This window comes from Ilumatobacter sp. (assembly GCF_046290335.1).
In the GTDB taxonomy this organism is placed as follows: Bacteria; Actinomycetota; Acidimicrobiia; order Acidimicrobiales; family Ilumatobacteraceae; genus Ilumatobacter_A.
In genome coordinates this window covers 451,641-472,395 of record NZ_JBKAGH010000003.1, presented here as the reverse complement: position 1 = coordinate 472,395, position 20,755 = coordinate 451,641, and the positions used below count along the sequence as shown (strand labels likewise).

At 65.4% G+C, this 20,755-nt stretch carries 19 protein-coding genes; 11 read left to right on the top strand and 8 right to left on the bottom strand.

Features of this window, described 5'->3' with window-relative positions:
* Window positions 1-10: 10 nt before the first annotated feature.
* Genes ACE37B_RS14760 through ACE37B_RS14740 form a run of 5 tightly spaced genes read left to right on the top strand, consistent with a single transcriptional unit; the run spans window position 11 to window position 5,093 of the window.
* On the top strand, window positions 11-595 hold the full coding sequence (locus ACE37B_RS14760) for a carboxymuconolactone decarboxylase family protein (RefSeq protein ID WP_409924084.1): 585 nt from the start codon (window positions 11-13) through the stop codon (window positions 593-595).
* Window positions 588-2,198, top strand: coding sequence for an acyl-CoA synthetase (locus tag ACE37B_RS14755; protein WP_409924083.1), 1,611 nt, complete (start codon window positions 588-590; stop codon window positions 2,196-2,198). The genes ACE37B_RS14760 and ACE37B_RS14755 overlap by 8 nt, the downstream gene beginning before the upstream one ends.
* 12 nt (window positions 2,199-2,210) lie before the next feature.
* On the top strand, window positions 2,211-3,389 hold the full coding sequence (locus ACE37B_RS14750) for a thiolase C-terminal domain-containing protein (protein WP_409924082.1): 1,179 nt from the start codon (window positions 2,211-2,213) through the stop codon (window positions 3,387-3,389).
* Window positions 3,386-3,838, top strand: a complete 453-nt coding sequence (locus tag ACE37B_RS14745; RefSeq protein ID WP_409924081.1) for a Zn-ribbon domain-containing OB-fold protein — start codon at window positions 3,386-3,388, stop codon at window positions 3,836-3,838. Before ACE37B_RS14750 ends, ACE37B_RS14745 begins: the two co-directional genes overlap by 4 nt.
* On the top strand, window positions 3,831-5,093 hold the full coding sequence (locus ACE37B_RS14740; RefSeq protein ID WP_409924080.1) for an acyl-CoA dehydrogenase family protein: 1,263 nt from the start codon (window positions 3,831-3,833) through the stop codon (window positions 5,091-5,093). Before ACE37B_RS14745 ends, ACE37B_RS14740 begins: the two co-directional genes overlap by 8 nt.
* Window positions 5,094-5,106: 13 nt before the next feature.
* Here ACE37B_RS14740 and ACE37B_RS14735 read toward each other — a convergent pair whose 3' ends face one another.
* The 7 genes from ACE37B_RS14735 to ACE37B_RS14705 all read right to left on the bottom strand — a co-directional run bounded on the left by ACE37B_RS14735 (window position 5,107) and on the right by ACE37B_RS14705 (window position 12,809).
* Complete coding sequence (locus ACE37B_RS14735; protein WP_409924079.1) at window positions 5,107-6,840, bottom strand: N-acyl-D-amino-acid deacylase family protein; 1,734 nt, start codon at window positions 6,838-6,840, stop codon at window positions 5,107-5,109.
* A gap of 4 nt (window positions 6,841-6,844) precedes the next feature.
* On the bottom strand, window positions 6,845-7,972 hold the full coding sequence (locus ACE37B_RS14730; RefSeq protein ID WP_409924078.1) for an amidohydrolase family protein: 1,128 nt from the start codon (window positions 7,970-7,972) through the stop codon (window positions 6,845-6,847).
* Window positions 7,973-8,064: 92 nt separating this feature from the next.
* On the bottom strand, window positions 8,065-8,907 hold the full coding sequence (locus ACE37B_RS14725) for an enoyl-CoA hydratase/isomerase family protein (protein ID WP_409924077.1): 843 nt from the start codon (window positions 8,905-8,907) through the stop codon (window positions 8,065-8,067).
* Window positions 8,908-8,995: 88 nt separating this feature from the next.
* On the bottom strand, window positions 8,996-10,477 hold the full coding sequence (locus tag ACE37B_RS14720; protein ID WP_409924076.1) for a flavin-containing monooxygenase: 1,482 nt from the start codon (window positions 10,475-10,477) through the stop codon (window positions 8,996-8,998).
* Window positions 10,470-11,762 carry an acyl-CoA dehydrogenase family protein gene (locus ACE37B_RS14715; RefSeq protein WP_409924075.1) on the bottom strand — a complete coding sequence of 431 codons (1,293 nt, stop codon included), beginning with the start codon at window positions 11,760-11,762 and terminating at the stop codon, window positions 10,470-10,472. Before ACE37B_RS14715 ends, ACE37B_RS14720 begins: the two co-directional genes overlap by 8 nt.
* Window positions 11,763-11,816: 54 nt before the next feature.
* Window positions 11,817-12,467, bottom strand: a complete 651-nt coding sequence (locus ACE37B_RS14710) for a PaaI family thioesterase (RefSeq protein WP_409924074.1) — start codon at window positions 12,465-12,467, stop codon at window positions 11,817-11,819.
* Between the two features lie 141 nt (window positions 12,468-12,608).
* On the bottom strand, window positions 12,609-12,809 hold the full coding sequence (locus tag ACE37B_RS14705; protein ID WP_409924073.1) for a ferredoxin: 201 nt from the start codon (window positions 12,807-12,809) through the stop codon (window positions 12,609-12,611).
* Window positions 12,810-13,168: 359 nt separating this feature from the next.
* Between ACE37B_RS14705 and ACE37B_RS14700 the strand changes: the two genes are divergently transcribed.
* The 3 genes from ACE37B_RS14700 to ACE37B_RS14690 are packed head-to-tail and all read left to right on the top strand — an operon-like array spanning window position 13,169 to window position 17,389.
* Window positions 13,169-14,713 carry an AMP-binding protein gene (locus tag ACE37B_RS14700; RefSeq protein ID WP_409924072.1) on the top strand — a complete coding sequence of 515 codons (1,545 nt, stop codon included), beginning with the start codon at window positions 13,169-13,171 and terminating at the stop codon, window positions 14,711-14,713.
* Window positions 14,714-14,759: 46 nt separating this feature from the next.
* Window positions 14,760-15,782 (top strand): TIGR03617 family F420-dependent LLM class oxidoreductase, encoded by a 1,023-nt coding sequence (locus tag ACE37B_RS14695; RefSeq protein ID WP_409924071.1) that lies wholly within the window; start codon window positions 14,760-14,762, stop codon window positions 15,780-15,782.
* Entirely contained in the window at window positions 15,779-17,389 is a 1,611-nt protein-coding gene (locus ACE37B_RS14690; protein ID WP_409924070.1) for a flavin-containing monooxygenase, read from the top strand. Before ACE37B_RS14695 ends, ACE37B_RS14690 begins: the two co-directional genes overlap by 4 nt.
* On the opposite strand, the gene ACE37B_RS14685 is transcribed toward ACE37B_RS14690, so the two are convergent.
* A complete protein-coding gene (locus ACE37B_RS14685; RefSeq protein ID WP_409924069.1) occupies window positions 17,329-17,793 on the bottom strand; it encodes a MarR family transcriptional regulator in 465 nt (154 codons plus the stop codon). The genes ACE37B_RS14690 and ACE37B_RS14685 overlap by 61 nt on opposite strands.
* A 206-nt stretch (window positions 17,794-17,999) precedes the next feature.
* On the opposite strand from ACE37B_RS14685, the gene ACE37B_RS14680 reads away from it, so the two are divergent.
* From ACE37B_RS14680 to ACE37B_RS14670, 3 genes are read left to right on the top strand one after another with little or no spacing between them, the layout of a single operon-like run.
* Window positions 18,000-18,698 carry a PaaI family thioesterase gene (locus ACE37B_RS14680; RefSeq protein WP_409924068.1) on the top strand — a complete coding sequence of 233 codons (699 nt, stop codon included), beginning with the start codon at window positions 18,000-18,002 and terminating at the stop codon, window positions 18,696-18,698.
* Complete coding sequence (locus ACE37B_RS14675) at window positions 18,695-19,339, top strand: TetR/AcrR family transcriptional regulator (RefSeq protein WP_409924067.1); 645 nt, start codon at window positions 18,695-18,697, stop codon at window positions 19,337-19,339. The genes ACE37B_RS14680 and ACE37B_RS14675 overlap by 4 nt, the downstream gene beginning before the upstream one ends.
* Entirely contained in the window at window positions 19,339-20,574 is a 1,236-nt protein-coding gene (locus ACE37B_RS14670; RefSeq protein ID WP_409924066.1) for a cytochrome P450, read from the top strand. Before ACE37B_RS14675 ends, ACE37B_RS14670 begins: the two co-directional genes overlap by 1 nt.
* Window positions 20,575-20,755: the final 181 nt, after the last annotated feature.

The following is a 20,755-nucleotide window of genomic DNA, read 5'->3' as shown; positions in this document are numbered from 1 at the left end:
AGTGCAGCTCATGTCCACCGGATCACGGATCGCAATGCTCGACATCGATGAGGCCAAGCGCCGAGCTGCCACACGCGGGATTCCGGACACGATGGCCGAGCTGTCCGTGTTCCGGATCGCCTTGCATCAGCCTGGCGTCGCCGCCGGCTTGAGCAACATGTTGCACGAACTGCTGTGGAAGGGCGTGCTCGACGCCAGGCTGCGCGAGCTGATCATCATGCGGATCGGATGGTCGACAGGCTCGGTGTACGAGTGGACGCAACACTGGCGAGTCGCACGCCTGCTCGATGTGCCCGAACGAGATCTGCTCGCGGTACGCGACTGGCGTACTTCCGAGCACTTTGGCGACGCAGAGCGGGCTGTGCTGGCAGCCACGGATGACACGTTGCAGCACGGCACGATCACCGACGAAACGTGGAGCGCCTGCCGTGCAGCCTTCGACGACGACGCCGTCCTCGTCGAACTGGTTGCTGCCATCGGTAACTGGCGGATGTTCTCCGCACTGCTGCGGTCCCTCGACGTCCCCCTCGAGGACGGCGTCGAGCCGTGGCCTCCGTCGGGTGAGGCACCTGCAGCGGTCGACGGAGGTGAGTGACGTGTCGGGGTGGACCTTCGCGGAGATCTGGGAGACGGCCGCGGCACAGCTCCCCGACGCGCCGTTCGCCAAGCAGGGCAGTCGCACAGTGACGTGGTCGGAGGCCGAACGACGAGCCGAAGGCCTCGCCACGTTCCTCCTCGACCGGGGTGCTCAGCGACAGGACAAGGTGGCGCAGTACCTGTACAACTGCCCCGAGTACCTCGAGTCCGTGTTCGCTTGCTACAAGGCAGCGCTGGTCCCGGTGAACACCAACTACCGGTACGCAGCAGACGAACTGGTCTACCTGTGGGACAACGCCGACGCTGTCGCTGTGATCTTCCACGGCACCTTCGCCGACACGATCGAAGCCATCCGCGCGCGAGTGCCCCGCGTGGCGTCGTGGTTGTGGGTCGACGACGGCTCGGGAGACTGTCCCGAGTGGGCCACCCCGTACGAGCAAGCCGCTGGCGCCGCGGGTCAGCCGGTAGTCGACCGGGTCGAGCGCAGTGGTGACGACCTGTACATGCTCTACACGGGCGGCACCACCGGGATGCCGAAAGGCGTGATGTGGCGACAGGACGACCTGATCGTCGTGTTGAGCAGCGGTCTCGGGCTCAGCGTCCCCGAAACCTACGACCCCGACTTCGTCGCCGGCGCGCTCACGCGACCCGGCCCCGTCCAGATGCCGGCATGTCCGCTCATGCACGGCACCGGCGCACTCACTGCGTTCGGTGCTCTCACATCCGGCGGCTCCATCGTGTGTCTCGAGTCCCGCCACTTCGATCCGGGCGAACTCCTCGACACGATCGACCGTGAACGGGTCAACGTCATCGCCATCGTCGGCGATGCGTTCGCCAAACCGATCCTGGCCGCGCTCGACGCCGACCCGGATCGTTGGTCACTCGACTCGGTGATGGCGTTCGTGTCGTCGGGGGTCATGTGGAGCGAGGAAACCAAGCAGGGCATGCTGGGCCATCAACCGAAGATGCTGTTGATGGACGCGTTCTCCTCGTCGGAGGCGTTGGGGATGGGGCAGTCGGTGTCGGGCGGTGGCGCGGCGGCGAAGACGGCTCGCTTCCAGGCGAGCGTCAACACGATCGTCGTCGACGACGACGGGCAGAGTGTCGAGCCGGGCTCCGACACGATCGGTCGGTTGGCTGTCGGCGGCCGCCAGCCGATCGGGTACTACAAGGACCCGGAGAAGTCGGCTCGCACGTTCATCATCGTTGACGGCAAGCGTTACTCGTGCCCAGGCGACTATGCGACCATCGACGCTGACGGGACCGTGAAGGTTCTCGGTCGCGGGTCGGTGTGCATCAACAGTGGGGGCGAGAAGATCTTCCCGGAGGAGGTCGAGGAGGCCCTCAAGACCCACGGCTCGGTCGCCGACGCGGTTGTCGTCGGAGTACCGCACGATCGGTTCGGCGAGATGGTCGTCGGTGTGGTGGAACGCCGGCCTGGCGTGGTCGCGACCGAGGCCGAGTTGATCGAGCACGTCCGTGCACGACTGGCTGCCTACAAGGCCCCGCGGCGAATCGTCGAGGTCGACACGATCGGCCGTGCGGCGAATGGCAAGGTCGACTACAAGCGGCTGCGAGACCAGGCGAGCGACGGATTGTGACTGGGTCGACTCATGGGCACTGAGCTCTGGGGCACCACGGCCATCGTCGGGGTCGGCGAGACCGACTACGTGCGAGGAAGCGACCGCCACGTCTGCGATCTCATCCTCGACGCGGCGATGGAAGCGATCACCGACGCCGGGCTGAAGCCAGCGGACATCAACGGCATCATCCCGCCGCCGGGCTACATGAGCACCGAGGAGATCGCGGCTCACCTCGGCGTACCCGACGTCGCCTACCACGTGTCGGTGCTGATGGGCGGGGCCTCACCGACCGCCTCCCTGCAAACCGCGGCCATGGCGATTGCCGGTGGTCTCGCTGACAACGTGCTGGTGTGCATGGGCTGGAACGGGTACTCGGCGCTTCGACCCAAACCAGACGCACGACCAACCAAGCGCGTGATGAACCTCGGCCCGATGGGCGAGACCGTCAGAAACCACTATGCACCGTATGGGCTGATGTCGGCCGCACAGCACTACAGCCTGTATCTGCGCCGGTACGTGGAGACCTTCGACATCACTGAGGATGCCGCCGCTGCGGTGGCAATCGCGTGCCGCAACCATGCGCAGCTCAACCGCAAGGCGTTGATGCGAGGCACCCCTCTCAGCCGCGCCGACTACGACGCAGCGCCGTTCATCGCCGAACCCTTGCGGAAGTTCGACTGTTGCGTCGAGACCGATTGCGCGACCGCGGTCGTGATGACGAGCCTTGAGCGCGCCCGAGACCTCGTGCATCCGCCGATCGTCTATCTCGGCGGAGCCGAAGGCCATCCAGAGCCTGCGGACGAGATCGCAAACCGCGCCAACCTCCTCGAACTCGGCATCCACCGAGCAGCACCTCGCGCCTTCGCACGAGCCGGCGTGTCGCCCCACGACATCGACGTGCTCGAGATCTACGACTGCTTCACCTATGTCGTGCTGCTCCAACTCGAAGCGCTCGGCTACGCCGAGCCCGGCGGAGCCCCTGCGTTCGTCGCCGACGGCAACATCGAGCTCGGCGGCAGGTTCCCGCTCAACACCCACGGCGGGCTGCTCTCCCAGGGGCACTGTTGGGGACTCAACCACGTCGTCGAAGCCTCGCGCCAGCTGCGTGGCACCGCCGACGCCCAGGTGACCGATGCCGAACTGGCCTTGGTCACCGGGTACGGCGACCTCGGCGACGGCAGCGTCGCCATTCTGGGGAGAGACCGATGAGAACCTACGTGCCAACACCCGAATGGATCGTCCTGGACTGGCATCACGCATGCATCGCCGCCGAACTGCTCTGCATCCAACGGTGTACCGGGTGCGGGCGCTGGCGTCACCCACCGCGCCGGTTCTGCCCTGCCTGCCAATCCGACGAGGCAACCTTCGAACCGGTCACAGGGAGCGGCTCGGTGCTGTCCTTCGCCGTCAGCCATCGCAGCCTCGACCCCGGGTGGCAAGCGCACGCACCATATGCGACCCTGCTCGTCGAACTCGACGAAGGCCCGCGCCTGCTCGCCGCGACGACAACACCACCTGGCGAGATCCGGATCGGCCAACGCCTCGCCGTGGCCACCGAGGCGCTCAGCGAGAACTTCGTGCTCGTGTGGGCCGACCCGGCCTCCCACGACGAACCGACATCGATGGCACCACGAGCGAGAGGCAACCCTCATGACTGACAGCACAACATCGACCCGTCCCGACGGCCACGACGACTTCGATGTCGAATCGTGGCTCGACGAGCACTGGCATCCCGATCTCCCGGTCGGTGAATGGTGGTCACGCCTCGCCAACGCCGGACTCGCACACCCGATGCTGCCGGCCCCCTACGGGCGGGGATGGCAACGAACCAAGACCGGTGACCTCGCCCGAGCGATGATCGCCCGCGGTGTACTCGGGCCGCCCTCTGGCCTGGGCATGATGCTCGCCGCGCCGACCTTGTTGGCACATGGGTCACCGAAGTTGATCGAGATGTTCGTCCCCAAGATCCTCGACGGGCAACACGGATGGTGCCAGCTGTTCTCCGAACCGGGTGCCGGTTCCGACCTGGCCGGGTTGCAGACGCGCGCCGAGCGCGACGGTGACGAGTGGGTCATCTCCGGGCAGAAGGTGTGGACGTCGATGGGGCAATGGGCCGACTACGGAATCCTCATCGCGCGCACCGACCCCGATGCCCCCAAGCACCGAGGCATCACGTACTTCGCGTTCCCGATGAAACAGGACGGCGTCGACGTTCGGCCCTTACGCGAGATGACTGGGCACGCGTTGTTCAACGAAGTGTTCATCGACGAGGCACGCGTGCCCCACGACCACATCATCGGCGACCTCAACGACGGATGGCGAGTCGCCAACACAACACTCATGGTCGAACGCAGCGGCATCGGCGGCGAGAACGTGGCCGCTCCGAGTGCAGCGATCGCGGGCACGATCGCCGGCCACCTCGACCGGTCTGCCGGGTCGTTCGGGAACGACGCCGCCGTTCTCGGCGGTGGCATGGTCGGCCCAGGCCGGGTACGACAGTTGATGGTCCTCGCGCTCGACAACGGCAGCATCGGCGACCCCACCATCCGACAGGACCTGATCCGACTTCACTCGATGATCGAGATCACCGGATGGCACATCCGACGGATGAAGTCCGGTAACGCCGCCACCGGCGCGGAAGGCAACCTCGCCAAGCTCCGCAACAGCGACATCACCCGACTCGCCAGGGACGTCGGGTGTCGAATTCTCGGGGCAGGGGCCACCATCGTGGGACCGGACAGCGCGAGTGGCGGCGCGGTGCAGGAACTCGCGCTGTTCTCACCGGCTCCGTCGATCTACGGCGGCAGCGATCAGGTGCAGCGGAACATCATCGGGGAACGAGCACTCGGTCTCCCCAAGGAGCCCGGCCCCGATCGCAACACTCCGTTCCGCGACCTTCCTCACAACGGCTGATCAACCCGCACGCTCACCCCGTCGGCCGTCGCTGAGCACCGCGAACGAGCTGACCCGGTAGCTCACCTGTCGCCCGACCCGATTCGTACACCGGTATACCTGACACCACGGTGTGGAGGTAGCCATCAGCCCGCTGCAGCAACCGCCGACCGCCGGCCGGTAGGTCGAAACGCATCTCCGGGGCGGACAACCGGAGGTTGTCGAAGTCGATCACGTTGACATCGGCCTTGTAACCAGGAGCGAGCACACCGCGATCGAGAAGTCCGAGCGCACGGGCGGTGTCACGGCACTGGGCCTGGACCACGAACGGCACGGTGAGGCGCTCACCGTTTCGGTCACGGCACCAATGCGTCAGCAGTGTCGTGGGGAACGAGCCATCGCAGATGGTCCCGACATGCGCGCCACCGTCGCTGAGCCCCGGAACGGTCAGAGGATGGATCAGCATCTCCCGAACGCTGTCGAGGCACCCATCGACGTAGTTGAGCGCAGGGAGGTACAGGAACGAGCGGCCGTCGTCGGCGAGCAGCACGTCGTAGACGAAGTCGAGGGGATCCCGACCGGCGCGGCGCGCCTGGGCGCCGATGCTCGTGGCCGGATCAGGTTCATAGTTGGGTGGATCGCCGAGCACGAACATGTTCTCGAACGCACGCACCACCCCACCGCCGAGCTTGGTCTTGTCGCGCTGACCGGCATCGGCGGCGAACACGCGTGCCCTGAACCCCTCATCTCGCATCGCGCTGACACGCTCGCCCAGCGCCAGATCTGCGATCTCGCGATACACCGGATTCGCCATCAACGGGTTCAAGGTTCCCTGCAATCCGAGCAGCAAGCCGACCGCCCGAGTCGCGACCTGGCCACGAATCTCCAGACCGTCGGCATGGGCTTCGTCGAGCAGGTCGAGCATCCGCCGATAGCCACCAGGATCACGGGGCGACTGGACCAGCGAGAACGACGCGGGTCGACCTGAGGCTGCGACCATCGCTCGCAGCGTCGCGAACTCATCCTCGACATCGATGAAGTCGGAAACGAGCTGCAGCACTCCGGTTCCCTCGCGGCCGACACCGATCGCGATCCCGACGAGCTCGTCTCGGGATGCCTTCAGCGTGGGGGTCGGGTCGCCCCGACTGGTGCGGTGATTCAATGTGCGTGAGGTCGTGAAGCCCAGCGCGCCGGCACGAATCGCCTCACCGGCGAGCAGTCCCATCTGTTCGATCTCACCGGGGGTTGCGCTCTCGCCGGCGGCGCCGCGGTCGCCCATCACGAACAGCCGAAGCGCTCCGTGCGGGAGCTGCGCGGCGACATCGATGTCGTGCGGAATCGCATCCAGCGCGTCGAGGTACTCGCCGAAGCTGTTCCATCCCCACGGCAGACCCTCATGCAGCGCCGCGCCGGGGATGTCCTCGACTCCCTCCATCAGCTCGATCAACCGCTCATGGTCGCTGTCGTGCACCGGCGCGAACCCAACGCCGCAGTTCCCCATCACCACCGTCGTCACCCCGTGCACCGACGAGGGCGCGAGACGTTGATCCCATGTCGCCTGTCCGTCGTAATGAGTGTGCACATCGACCCAGCCCGGCGTCACCAGCGCCCCGTCAGCGGCGATCTCCCGTCGACCCGTCACATCGACATCGCCCACCTCGACGATCCGGTCGCCGACGATTGCGACGTCAGCTCGGCGTTCGCCGGCACCGGTGCCGTCCACGACGGTGCCGCCGCGGATCACCAGATCAGGCCTCGCTCCCGACACGGCGTCACCCGGCCGTGGGCTGCAATGCGGTGACGTCGATGCCGTACAGGTCGGCGACGTTGCCCGACAGGATCGCCCGCGTCTGCTCCGCGGTCAGCTGCGCCGTTTGCTCGGCGAGCATGCCCTGCGACCACGGCCATGTCGAGTCCGAGTGCGGGAAGTCGTTGGCCCACATCAACCGTCGCCAGTTCATGTCGTTGGCGTGCGAGAACGCCGTCCAGTCGTCCTGGAAGGTGACGAAGATGTGCTCCGCGAAGTACTCCGACGGCAACCTGCTGAGGGCCACACCGGGCTGGAGCCAGTTGCGGTGCCGCTTGTAGGCGTGGTCCATCCGATACATGTAGTGAGGCACCCAGCCGGCATCGGCCTCGACACAGACGACCCGAAGATCGGGATGACGCTCGAACACGCCGCCGAACACCAGGGTGCCCATGATGTCCTGGATGCTACGGATGATCGACAGGAAGCTGTTCAACCGGGGCCCTCGCCAACCACCCCCACGGGCGGTGAGGATGTGGAAACTGAGCGGCAACCCGAGCGACACCGCCGCCTCCCAGAACGGGTCCCACATCGGGTCGTCGTAGTCCGCCTCCGTGCCGGGATTCCCCGGCATCATCACGCCACGAAGGCCGGCCGCCTTGATCGCCTCGAGATCGGTGATCCCTTCCTCGACGGTGCGCAGCGCGGTCTGACCGCACCCGAGGAGCCGATCCGGAGCTTCGGCGCAGTACTCGGTGATCCACCGGTTGTAGGCGTTGAAGCACGCTCGCTTGTAGTCGACGTCCGGGTGGCCGCACAGCACCATCCCCACCGTCGGGTACAGGATCTCCGCGGCGACCCCGTCGCGGTCCTGGTCGGCGAGCCGCACGGTCGCGTCGTAACCGGACTTGTGGAGCTCGTCGAACTTGACACCCTCCTGGGTCAGTTCCCCTGCCGGCTTGCCGGCGGCGGCGACCAGCCCCATCGGCACCGTCGACTTCATGCCGGGCACCACGAACACGTCGCCTCGTACAGGATCCTCGACCATGTTCGGCGCTGTGTCGCGGTACGCCGGGTCGATGTGAGCCGAGTAGCAGTCAGGTGGTTCCGTGATGTGCGAGTCAGCGCTGATCACGGGAAAGTCGAACGACATGCAGATCCCCTCTCGTCTGCACCGACACTACGCCAGCCCCATATACGACACAATGACCAATTCGTCTCATTCCAGCTTCTTCGGCCGAAGGGTCACGTGCCGGTGAAATGCGGGCTGCGCTTCTCGATGAACGCACGCGGACCCTCCATGGCGTCGGCCGACGCCATCACGACCCCGGCTGCACGCGACTCGATGCGATACGCCTCGTCGAAGGGCAGGCCATTCGACGAGACCATCACCTCCTTCGCCTTGCGCATCGCCAACGGCCCGTTGCGGGCCATTCGCCGGGCGAGTTGCATCGCCTCGTCCAGCACGTGCACGGATGGCACCAGCCGGTTGACGAGACCCATCTCCGCGGCCGACTGCGCGCTGATCCGGTCACCCACGAGCACGATCTCCGCTGCTTTGGCCCATGGCACCTGACGTGCCAGCCTCGCTAGCCCACCGCCGGCGGGGATGATCCCGCGTGTCACCTCTGTGAGTCCGAACTCGCTGTCCTCGGCTGCGATCCGCAAGTCCGTTCCGAGCAGCAGTTCCATGCCGCCGGCGAGCGCGAACCCGCGGACGGCGGCGATCACCGGCACCGTGTAGTCGGTACGGCGCAGCAGTGCCTTGTCGAGCAGTCGGGGATCGGCCTGCAGTCGCTGGTCCCACTCATCCTGCGGTGGTCGCGCACCGGTGAACAACGGGATCAGCCGCCCGAGGTCCGCACCGGTGCAGAACGCCCGGTCTCCTGCACCGGTCACGATCACCACCCGAACAGCGGGATCGGCTGCCATCTGCTCCCATGCGTCGGCGAGTCTGCAGACGAGTTCGGGATCGAGGGAGTTGAGCTTTGCCGGACGATTGAGCGTGAGGGTCGCGATGCCCTCGTCCATCTGGACACGCAGCACCGGCTCCTGTACTCCTACGGGTGGCGTTGTCGGGTGTGGCATTCGGGGAACCTCCGCGTCCGGGCGCTGCCCGGCGGCAGCACGATACACATCGTACGCCTTGTCTCACCCCGGCGTTCGTCTGGTCATGTCAGTGGTGATACGCATCCAAGTCGGGTTTTGCCATGACCTCGCGGAATCGGCGGAACGGCCACGGCCACGCTGCTGGTACGCCGCGAGCGTCGAGGTACCAGCTGTTGCATCCGGTGACCCACACGGTCGCCTGCGCCGCTTCGATGCGCCGGGCCTCGTGCTCGTGCATGGCCGCCTCAGTCGCATGGATCTCCGTCGAGAGGCCTGCCTGGAGTCGATGCACGAGTTGCAGGATGTAGTCCATCTGGAGCTCCGCGACCTGGATCAGGGAGAAGTTGCCGACGGGGCCGTTCGGGCCGTTGAGCATGAACAGGTTGGGGAACTCGGGTATCGAGACGGACAGATAGGCAGTGGGGCCGTCGGCCCAGGCCTCTTCGAGGGTTCGTCCGTCGAGGCCGTTTATCACGGTGGGCCGCATGAATCGGTCGACCTCGAACCCGGTTGCGAGGACGATGACGTCGAGCTCGTGAAGGCGTCCGCTGTCGGTTCGGATGCCGCGACGTTCGATGCGAGAGATGGCAGCGGTGACGAGTTCGGCGTTGGGCTTCTGGATCGCGTCGTAGAAGTCGGCCGACACGACGAGCCGTTTGCAGGCGGCGCGGTAGTCGGGCTCCAAGCGGCGGCGCAGTTCCGTGTCGGTGACGTGCTCGTACAGGTTCGCCCGACAGGTTTCCTCGATCCGTTCGAGACGCTCGGACTTCGCGTCGACAACGGCATCGGCGAAGTTCTCCGCGAACGCCGACTCGAGGAAGTCCCGGAGCTCTCTGAGTCGATGCGGCTCGCTCCGAAACGTCGCCCTCTGGTCGTCCGAGAACAGCTTGTTGTCCATCGGCATGATCCACTGCGGCGTTCGCTGAAAGAGGCTGAGGTGCTCCACCCGATCGACGAGCGCGCCGGTGATCTGGACCGCCGTCGACCCGGTGCCGATGACGCCGACGCGACGGCCGTCGATCGGCACATCATGGTCCCATCGTGCGCTGTGGAACATCGCCCCCTCGAACTCGTCGAGGCCATCGATCTCCGGCATTCGGGGATGGTGCAGGACGCCGCTCGCAGCGATCACCACGTCGAAGTCTGCTCGATGTCCGCGTGCGGTCTCGAGGCGCCACACACCGCGGTCGTAGGTGGCGGCGACGACTTCGTCGCCGAGGCGAAGATGCGGGACGACCCCGTGGTCGACGGCCACCTGTTCGAGGTACGCCTGGATCTCGTGCCCGGGCGAGAACATGCGGGTGAAATCGGGATTCGGAGCGAACGAGTACGAGTAGACGTGCGACGGGACGTCGCATCCGATGCCGGGATAGGTGTTCTCGCGCCACGTGCCGCCGACGCGGTCGGCCTTCTCGAAACAGACGATGTCGGTGATGCCGGCCTCGCGCAGCTTGATCACTGCGAGGATGCCGGCCATGCCTGCCCCGATCACGCCAACGCGCAGCGATCGGTCCCCGACGAGACGCGAATCCGGCACGGCGTCAGCCATCGGTCTTACGTTGAGTGCCGACCAGCAACTCGCTGAACGCGACGCCCTTGTCGATGCTGGGCTCTCTTGGCAGTCCGAGCACCCGTTCACCGATGATGTTGCGTTGGATCTGGTCGGTCCCACCGCCAATCGAGATGAGGTATGAGGAGAATCCGATGTCGTGCATCCTCCCGCCGAGCGGAGCGTCCTCCCCCCAGAGCGTCGCGTCGGCACCGCAGATCCGGAACATCGTCTCGCGCAACGTGCGCAGCAAATGACTGGCGGCCAACTTACCGACCGAGACTTCTGGACCCGGTCGCCCACCTCGTTCGACGGCCCCCTTCACCCGTAGATCGGTGAAGCGGGCGATCTCGAGGAGCGAGTAGATCGTTGCGTACTCCTGCCGGATGAGCGGATCACCCGAACGGTCGTACTGCTCGACGAGACCGCGGAGCAGCGCGCCGACCCCACCAGACGGAACGCCCTCGCCCGACCCACTCTCACGCACCAGGTCGCCCACCCGGCCCGCGAGGTCCGGCTTGGTGATCGACATGCTGCCACCGGAGCTCCCGAACGAACCGGCGCCGAGCATCGTGCGCTCGTTCGCCAACGTGGTCAAGGCAACCCCCCAACCGGAACCGACCTCGTCGAGCCGATTCTCCTCCGGGACGACGGCGTCGGTGAGGAAGACTTCGTTGAAGATCGAGCGACCGGTCATCTCCCGGATCGGTCGTACTTCGATACCGGGCTGGTCCATGTCGATCACGAAGTAGGTGAGGCCTTGATGCTTCGGGAGTTCGGGGTTTGTCCGGGCGACCAGAATGCCGTAACGGGCAATGTGGGCACCCGACGTCCATACCTTCTGCCCGTTGATCACCCACTGGTCACCGTCACGAACTGCCCGGGTCTGCAGCGACGCGAGATCGGACCCCGAGCCCGGTTCGCTGAACAGCTGGCACCAGATCTCGCCGTTGACGATTCCAGGCAGGAAGCGGTCTTGCTGGCCGGCGGAGCCGTGAGCAAGCAGGGTGGGACCCGCGAGGTTCGGCCCGATACCCGCCGGTGGCCCCAACGCCCCCGCCGCGCGACGAGCGCCGTTGACCAACGGGGCTAGGTGAGGGTCGAGACCGCGGCCGTAGCGGTGTGTCGGCCATGTTGGGAAACCCCACCCGGACTCGGCGAGGACTGCCCACCAGTCACCGAGTGACATGTCGGGGTTCCAGTTCGCTTCGAACCAGGCGCGAGCTTCACCAGCAACCACTCGGGATGCGTCATCGTCGAGCCCTGCAACAACATCTGGAGTCATGCAACACATCATGACATATGTCTCGTCAGGACGACAACTGCGTGGGTCTCGTCTTCAGGCCGGTTCGATCCGGCCGAACTCCTCGTACGGAATCGCGATGAACAGCCCCTCCGCCTCCGCGAAACGCTTGCCGGCCACGATGGCTTCGCCGTCGATCCACAGCTTGCGTCCGTCACGCACTCGCAATCGTGCACGAAACTCGAGGTCGACGGCCAGCGGGGTCGGCGCGAGGTAGCTCACGGTCAGCCGGCCGGTGTACGCAGGCGTCTGCAGCATCGACAGCACGAAACCCATGACATCGTCGAACACCGCTGCGACGATTCCACCGTGGGCGCGGCCAGGGGCACCCTCGAACGCAGCACCGAAAGACACCTGAGCTACTGCATCATCGCGGTCGCGATGGCAAGTGATGGCCATCCCCATCGGGTTCGCCGGACCCGAAACGACACAGTCGGGGTAGTGCTCCATGCTGTCACCGTCGAGCGGTGCGACCTCGAACAGCCGCCGCTTCATGTCGTCGACCGGACGTGACCGCAACCCAGCGGACTCGACGTCGGGGAGCATGTCGCGGACGAATGCAGTGATTCGGTCGAGAACATCGTCGGCGACGGCATGGCCGACGATCGAGTGACTGAGCTCACGTACGGCGGTGGCGCACGCCACTCGACTCGGGGACGCGGAAACCTGATCGGAGAACGAAGTCATAGGCGACGTGATACTACAATGAGGCTCAGTTGTCTCATCCAACGGACGTCACGGCGGGTGGAATCGACCTGTGTTTGGTTGACGTTGAAGATGTCGTAGTGGTCGCGGAGCTCGACGAGGCTTGCGCCGCGCGTCATGTGGTCACTCGATGATCTCGATCGCGCGTTCCGGACAGTTGCCTTCGGCGCGTCTGGCTGCCGCTTCCAGATCGCGTGGGACGTCGCCCGCGATCAATACAGCCGCATTGCCAATCTCGTCGCTACCGAACAGCTTGGGCGCGGCGATCGCGCACATCTGGTGCCCATGGCAGCGAGCTTGGTCCACCTGTATCCGCATCGCCATCTCCTTCTCCTGGCCGCGACGCTGCGAACGCAGCGGGAATCGCGTTCATGGCCGACGCAAACCGCGCCTCGCCCCTGTCCGAACACTACACATGTCTACAATCGTCTCGTGAGTTCCAGCAGCCACCAGCATAGCCTTCAGATTTGAGAGCAGAATGGGCTCACCCTAGCTCGTCCCCCTGATGCGACATTTTGTCGTTTCTGTCTTGACGTGTCGAGATCGGGACGGTCAGACTGTGGACTTCACGAGGGTCGAGAAGGGGGCCTCGACGGTCGTCATCACATCTCACCGCCGAGGCCCTGACAACGTCTGATCATCGAGAGTCGAGCCCAACGAGATGCGGGCGGAGGAGAGCGATCGTGTACCCAGGGGCTCATGCGGCAACCCGACCGGACCACCCAGCGGTGGTCATGGCTGGTTCTGGCGAGGTCGTGACCTACCGGCAACTCGACGACCGATCGAATCAACTGGCTCGACTGTGGCAGGGGCATGGCTTGGTCGCGGGTGACCACGTCGCCATCTTCAGCGAGAACCAGCCGCGGTTCTTCGAGGTGATGTGGGCGGCGCTGAGATCTGGTCTGTACGTGACGACCATCAACAGTTACCTGTCCGCAGAGGAGGTCGGCTACATCCTCGATGACTCCGGAGCAAGGTCGCTCATCACCACTTCGGAGAGAGCGGAGATCGCCGCATCCGCTCTGCAACACGCCCCCAACGTCGCGCTGCCGCTACTGATCGGAGACGTCGACAAACGGTTCGCCTCCTACGTCGAATCGATGGATGCGATGCCCACCGACCCGCTCGCTGAACAACCAGCAGGCGAGATGATGTTGTATTCCTCGGGAACGACGGGGCGCCCGAAGGGTGTCAAGCGTCCGCTCAGCGGCAAGTCGGTCACCGACGGAATGCTGATCGCAGGCTTGGTGAATGGCGTGTTCGGGATGAACGCCGAGTCCACATACCTGTCACCCGCTCCCTTGTACCACTCGGCACCGATCGGGTTCAGCCTTGGCGTTCAGTCGCTGGGAGGGACGGTCGTCGTGATGGAGAAGTTCGACCCGGTCGCGGCGCTTCACCTCATCGAGACGTATTCGATCACCGATTCTCAATGGGTGCCGACCATGTTCATCCGGATGCTGAAGCTCGACGCCGAGCAACGATCCGGGTTCGATGTCTCGTCGATGCGGGTCGCGATCCATGCCGCGGCACCGTGTCCTGTGGCCGTCAAGCAGCAGATGATGGATTGGTGGGGTCCGGTGCTGTGGGAGTACTACGCAGGCACGGAGTTGAACGGCTTCTGCCTGGTGCGTCCCGACGAATGGTTGGCCAGGCCGGGCACTGTCGGACGGCCGTTGATCGGATCGATCCACATCCTCGACGAAGCCGGCGACGACCAACCTGCGAATGTGCCCGGCACCATCTACTTCGGTGACGGGCCCGCCTACGAGTACCACAACGCCCCGGACAAGACCGAGAGCGTCAGGGACCCACAGGGCCGCGGCTGGACCACCCTGGGTGATGTCGGATACGTCGATGACGAAGGATGGCTGTACCTCACCGACCGCCAGGCGTTCATGATCATCTCCGGCGGTGTGAACATCTATCCACAGGAGATAGAGGACTGTTTGGTGATGCACCCCAAGGTTGCCGATGTCGCCGTGTTCGGAATTCCCGACGACGAGATGGGCGAGGCGGTGCATGCCGCGGTGCAACCTGCGGAGGGCGTGGTCGGCGACGAGGCACTCGCCGTCGAACTGAGGTCACACGTGCGCGAGCACATCGCCCACTTCAAGTGCCCGCAGCGCTTCGAGTTCCACGACGAGCTCCCCCGGCTCCCCACCGGCAAGCTGTACAAGCACAAGCTGAGGTCACCGCACTGGGATAACCGCGATCGCGATATCTGATGATCCGACAACACACCGTGACCAAACCCGACGAGGAGACCCACCGATGAAGTTCGACGTGATGACCGGAGGCCTGCCGCTGCGCTCGATGGCTGCATTCGCCCAGGACGCCGAGCGCGCCGGCTTTTCGGGAATCGTGGTCACCGAGGGCGGGCGCACCGCATACCTCGGCTGCGGCGCCGCTGCACTCGCCGCCGACATCGACATCCTCACCGGTGTCGCGGTCGCCTTTCCCCGCAGCCCGATGGTGACCGCGGAGATCGCGTGGGAGTTGGCCGAGGCGACCGGCGGTCGCTTCCGGCTGGGGCTCGGCACACAGGTCCGCGCCCACATCACACGCCGCTACGGCTCCGACTTCGAGCACCCCGGCCCACGACTCAAGGAGTACGTGCTTGCGATGCAGGCGATCTTCCGTGCGTTCCGGGGCGACGGGCCGCTGGCGGTCGATGGCGAGTTCTACCACCTCGACCTGCTCCCAGCACAGTGGTCACCTGGGCCGATCAGCACACCGAACCCGCCGATCGACGTCGCTGCCGTGAACCCGTGGATGCTCCGCATGGCCGGCGAGGTCGCCGACGGTGTGCACGTCCATCCGCTCAACCACCCCACCTACCTCCGCGAGACGGTGATCCCCAACCTCAACGAGGGTGCCACCAAGGCGGGCCGCTCCGCCGAGGATCTGGAGATCATCGTCCCTGCGTTCATCGTCCCTATCGACGACGACGAAGCGCGCTGGCGCAACTTCGCACGGATGCAGGTCGCGTTCTACGGATCAACACCCAACTATGCGTTCATCTTCGAGAAGTTGGGTTTCGACGGAACCACCGACCGCATTCGCGAGCGGCAACGCGCCCGCGACCTTGCGGGCATGGCCGCCGAGGTGTCCGACGAACTGCTCGACCACTTCGTGGTCACAGGCCCGCGCAGCGAACTCGCCGACAAGATCCTGGAGCGCTACCAGGGGCTCGCGACGAGAGTCGTCAGCTACTTCGGGGGCCTTGACTGGACGAACGACCCGTCGGCCTTGAACGCATGGGCCGATGTGGCTCGAGGTGTCACGAACCCATGACGGCACCACATGGGCTCGATCATGACGTAGTGGTCGTCGGAGCCGGCTTCGCGGGCCTGTATCAGTTGCACCGGCTGCGAGCGTTGGGATTCTCGACGGTGTTGCTCGAAGCCGGCTCCGGGCTCGGTGGAATCTGGCACTGGAACTGCTACCCCGGCGCCCGGGTCGACTCGCATGTGCCCGTCTACGAGTTCTCCGACGAAGAGCTGTGGAGGGACTGGTACTGGGACGAGCGATTCCCGGACTGGACAGCGCTTCGTCGGTACTTCCAGTACGTCGACGACAAATGGGATCTGAGCCGCGACATCCGCTTCGACACCCGGCTCGACACGGCCACGTGGGACGAAGCGGCCACCTGCTGGAACCTCACCACACGGAACGGGCAGTCCCTTCGAACCCGGTTCCTGGTGCTCTGCACCGGCTTCGCATCCAAGGCCTACATCCCCGACCTGCCCGGGCTGGACGATTACGAGGGCCAATGCCATCACACAGCGCACTGGCCTCAGGAAGGTGTCGACATGACGGGACTGCGCGTCGGTGTCATCGGCACGGGCGCCAGCGGAGTCCAAGTGATCCAGGAAGCGGCCAAGATCGCCGCGTCGGTCACCGTGTTCCAGCGAACGCCGATCCTCGCGCTCGCCATGCAACAACACCGCCTCACCCGAGCAGAACAAGACGAGGCGAAAGCTCGATACCCGGAAATCTTCCGAACCCGCACCGAAACCTTCGCGGGCTTCGACATCATCCGGCGCGACGAGTCAGCGCTCGCGGTCTCCGACGAGGATCGTCGCACCGGCTTCGAACAGATGTGGCAAGCGGGCGGATTCAGCTTCTGGGCCGGCAACTTCGCCGACATCATGACCGACGAAACCGCCAACCGCACCGCCTACGACTTCTGGCGCGACAAGGTCCACGCCCGCGTGCACGACCCAGCAGTCGCAGAGCTGCTCGCCCCGACCGAACCGCCCCACCCGTTCGGCGTCAAGCGGCCTTCGCTCGAGCAGACCTACTACGACGCGTTCAACCAGCAGAACGTGACCCTGGTGGACCTCAAGACCTCACCCATCCAGCGCGTCACGACGACCGGGGTTCGGACGACGCACAACGACTACGACGTTGACCTGATCGTCATGGCCACCGGATTCGACGCGGTCACGGGCGGTCTCACCAGCATCGACATCCACGGCCGCGCCGACACCACCTTGAAGGACTACTGGGCCCGCGGAGTCCGCAGCCACCTCGGCCTCGCGAGTGCCGGGTTCCCGAATCTGATCTATCTCTACGGACCGCAAAGCCCGTCAGGTTTCTGTAACGGGCCGACGTGCGCCGAGGTACAAGGCAGTTGGGTCGTACAGCTGCTCGACGACCTGAGGCACCAAGGTGTCACACGCATCGAAGCAACATCGCATGCAGAGGACTCGTGGCGCGACCTGGTGCGCACGATCGGCGACATGACCCTGTTCGACAGAGCCGACTCGTGGTACGTCGGCGCCAACATCCCCGGCAAACCGCGCGAACTGTTGAACTTCCCCGGCGGTGTCCCGTTCTACGCGGAGTCGTGCCGGACATGCGCAGCAGACGGGTATAGCGGCTTCGAACTGGTCTGACGATGGGGCAAGCACGTCGAACTGCGAACGAGTACCGCCTCGTCGAGCCCTGCAATGAACCGTTCCAGCAAATCGGCGAGCCGTCGCCGGTCGCCGCTGTCGAAACCCTCGAGCGCCTCGACCACCGCGGCGAGTCGTCGCAATGCAAGCCGCTTCTGCACAGCGCGCCCATCCTGGGTTGCACGGACCACTGTCATTCGCTTGTCACTCGGATGCGTGCTCCGATCCGCCAGCCCAGCGTCGACGAGCCGGGCAATGGCTCTCGTTGCCGTGGACGGCTCGATGCACAGCGCCATCGCAAACTCGTGCATCGTCCACGCACCATGTTGGACGAGGAGATCAAGGGTGTCCATCTGCCCCACGTCGAGTTGCGGTTCGTTCGGTGCCCACGCGTACCTGCGCATTCCGCGGGCCGCGGGACCACGGCGAAGAGTTCGCCAGGCGATGGCAATGCGCTCCGCGTCCTGCTGACGACGAGTCGGACGGATCCTGCGCCTCGCGATGAGAGTTGTCCGGGTGGTCACGTAGCCCTCCGTTGCGCAACGCATCACTTGATCCCGTAGCTTAGACGTGTCGTCCAATCGTCACGTTCAACCACCGGGAGTCATGGATGCAAGAGTCAGCGATCGTCGGCACGGCCACAGCGACGGACGAGCGATTCGGAGTGACCGAGGCACGGATTCGTGCTGCCGCGCTGCTCCGCCGACTTGGTCATGGCTTCGTGCGCCACGATGCCCCGGATGAACTGTTCGATCAGTTGATCAAGGCGATCCTGCCGGTTGTCGAGCAACTCGAGACTGGTACCGAACGCGATCGCTCTTTTACGAGCATGGGTGACGGGCCGTCAATGTTCAGCGAACCGCCCGCCGACGGCGAACGGCTCTCGCACTTTCCCGACTGTGTCGTGTCAGGCGCCGCGAATCCGATGGGTGTCGCGATCGACGTTCACTGTGACAGCGGCGATGCGGTTGCCGAGACGGTGTTGGGTGCTGCCTTCGAAGGCGCTCCGGGTCGAGCTCACGGTGGCGTGGTCGCGGCGATCTTCGATGACGTGATGGGGTACGTGTTGTCGATCCACAAGGTGCCCGCATTCACAGGTCGGTTGGCGGTCACCTATCGGGCGCCGACGCCCATCGGCGCGCCGCTCATCTTCCGTGCACGTCTGGATCAGCGCGAGGAACGCAAGCTGCACATCTCCGCGACGGCGCACACGCGCGACGGCCTGGAGTTGATCGCCGAGGCGACCGCGACGTTCATCGTCATCCCGATCGAGCGATTCATGCCGGGCTTCACGGAGGTACAGGAATGATCAAGCACTCGACGAACGCGATTCGGCCGCTACCCGACGAGTTGGCGGATCGGATCGATCTCGCCGCTCCTGTGTTCGCCGACAACGGGCTGGACGCGACCCGGATCGACGATCTCGCCAAGGCGACAGGTATTCCACGAGCGACGCTCTACTACTACTTCCCTGGCAAGGAGCACATCCTCGCCCACCTGCTCTCGCGAACCCTGCGTCAGATGACCGCCACGCTGTCCGATGTCGCAGCCGAGCCAGGCACAGGACGCGAGCGGCTGGCTCGACTGGTGCGCGCACATCTCGTGTTCATCGGCGAGCACGGCCCGACCTACCGACTGCTGTTCGCCGAACTGGGGCGAGCGGCCTCGCTGGTCGACATCGCCGCAGGTGTCGACCTGGCGATCCTGTCACCAATTCGGCAGGCGCTACGTGACGGTAACAACGACGGGTCGCTTCGAGTCGACGATGTCAGCGCCGCCTCGTCCGTGGTCTACGGCACCGTCCTAGTGACCGGCATGCAGCACTTGCTGCTCGGCAACAAGGGAGACCTCGGCGACCGCGCTGAAGCGGTGTCGAAGGTCATTCTGCACGGAATCGGCGGGCAGCGCGGGCTGCGGCAGAGCCGACGAACGACCACTGGAGGGACCTGATGAACACGACCGACAACCAGACCACGGCTGCACCCGACGACGTGCTTGTCAGCCTGTTCAGTGACCCAGCCGTTCGTGCTGATCCGTACCCGGCTTACCGCCAGCTGCGCGAGACGGCGCCGGTGCACCACAGCGCAGTCCTCCCGCTGTGGGTCGCGACCCGCTACGACGACTGCGGCACGGTGCTGCGCGATCCCCGGTTCGGCAAGAGCGAGGAAGTGCAACGCATCTTCGGGTCGGCTGCGCAGAGCGCCGATCGGGAGGTGCCGATCATCTCGCGGTACTCGATGCTGCGGATGAACCCACCCGATCACACCCGGATGCGAAGTCTTGTCGCCCGGGAGTTCACCCCCCGACGGGTCGAGGAGTTGCGGCCGGCGGTCGAAGCGATGGTCGATGAGATCCTCGATCAGCTCGCCGACGCCGGCGGCGGCGATGTCATGGACCTGCTCGCGTTTCCGTTGCCGGTGCGAGTGATCGGTGAACTGCTCGGTGTCCCGGTCGAGGACCGTGAGCAGTTCCGCTGGATCGTGCGTGACGCGGCCGCTGCGCTCGAGCCGATGGCGAGTGCGGAGGCGATCACCGCCGCCGAGTCCGCGAGCAACACGATGAACGACTACTTCCGGTCGCTGATCGCCGAGCGCCGGAATCGGCCGACCGACGATCTGATCGGTGGGCTGATCGGGGTCACCGATGGCGGGGACCGCCTATCGGAGAACGAGTTGGTCGCCACGATCGTGTTGTTGTTCGCGGCGGGGTTCGAGACCACCACGAATCTGATCGGCAACGGTCTGATCAGTTTGCTGCGCAACCGCGAGCAGATGGAGATGCTGCGCGCCGACCCGTCCCTCGGCCACAGCGCGGTGGAGGAGATGCTGCGCTACGAGAGCTCGGTGCAGCTCGACGCTCGGACCGCGCTCGAGGACGCCGACATCGCGGGTCACCGCGTCGCCGGCGGCCAGGTCGTGCTGACGTTGCTGGGCGCAGCCAACCGGGATCCGGATCGCTACGAGGACCCGGACCGGTTCGACATCACCCGCACCGGCACCCAGCACCTGAGCTTCGCTGCCGGCATCCACTACTGCCTCGGCGCGCCGCTGGCGCGTCTCGAGGGTGACGTCGTGTTCCAACGGCTGCTCGCCCGGTTCGCCACGATCGACGCCGACACGACTCCGGTGTGGCGCCCGAGCCTGACCTTGCGTGGTTTGGAGACGTTGCAGGTGAGTGTCCGGTGAACGTGCCCGCTTCGACGGTGACGATGCCGGATCTGTCGCATCGCGAACGCACCATCGTCATCATCGGGCTGATGACCGGCCTGCTGCTCGCGGCGCTCGACCAGACGATCGTGTCGACGGCGTTGCCGACGATCGTTGACGAGTTCGGCGGCATCGACCATCTGTCGTGGGTCGTCACCGC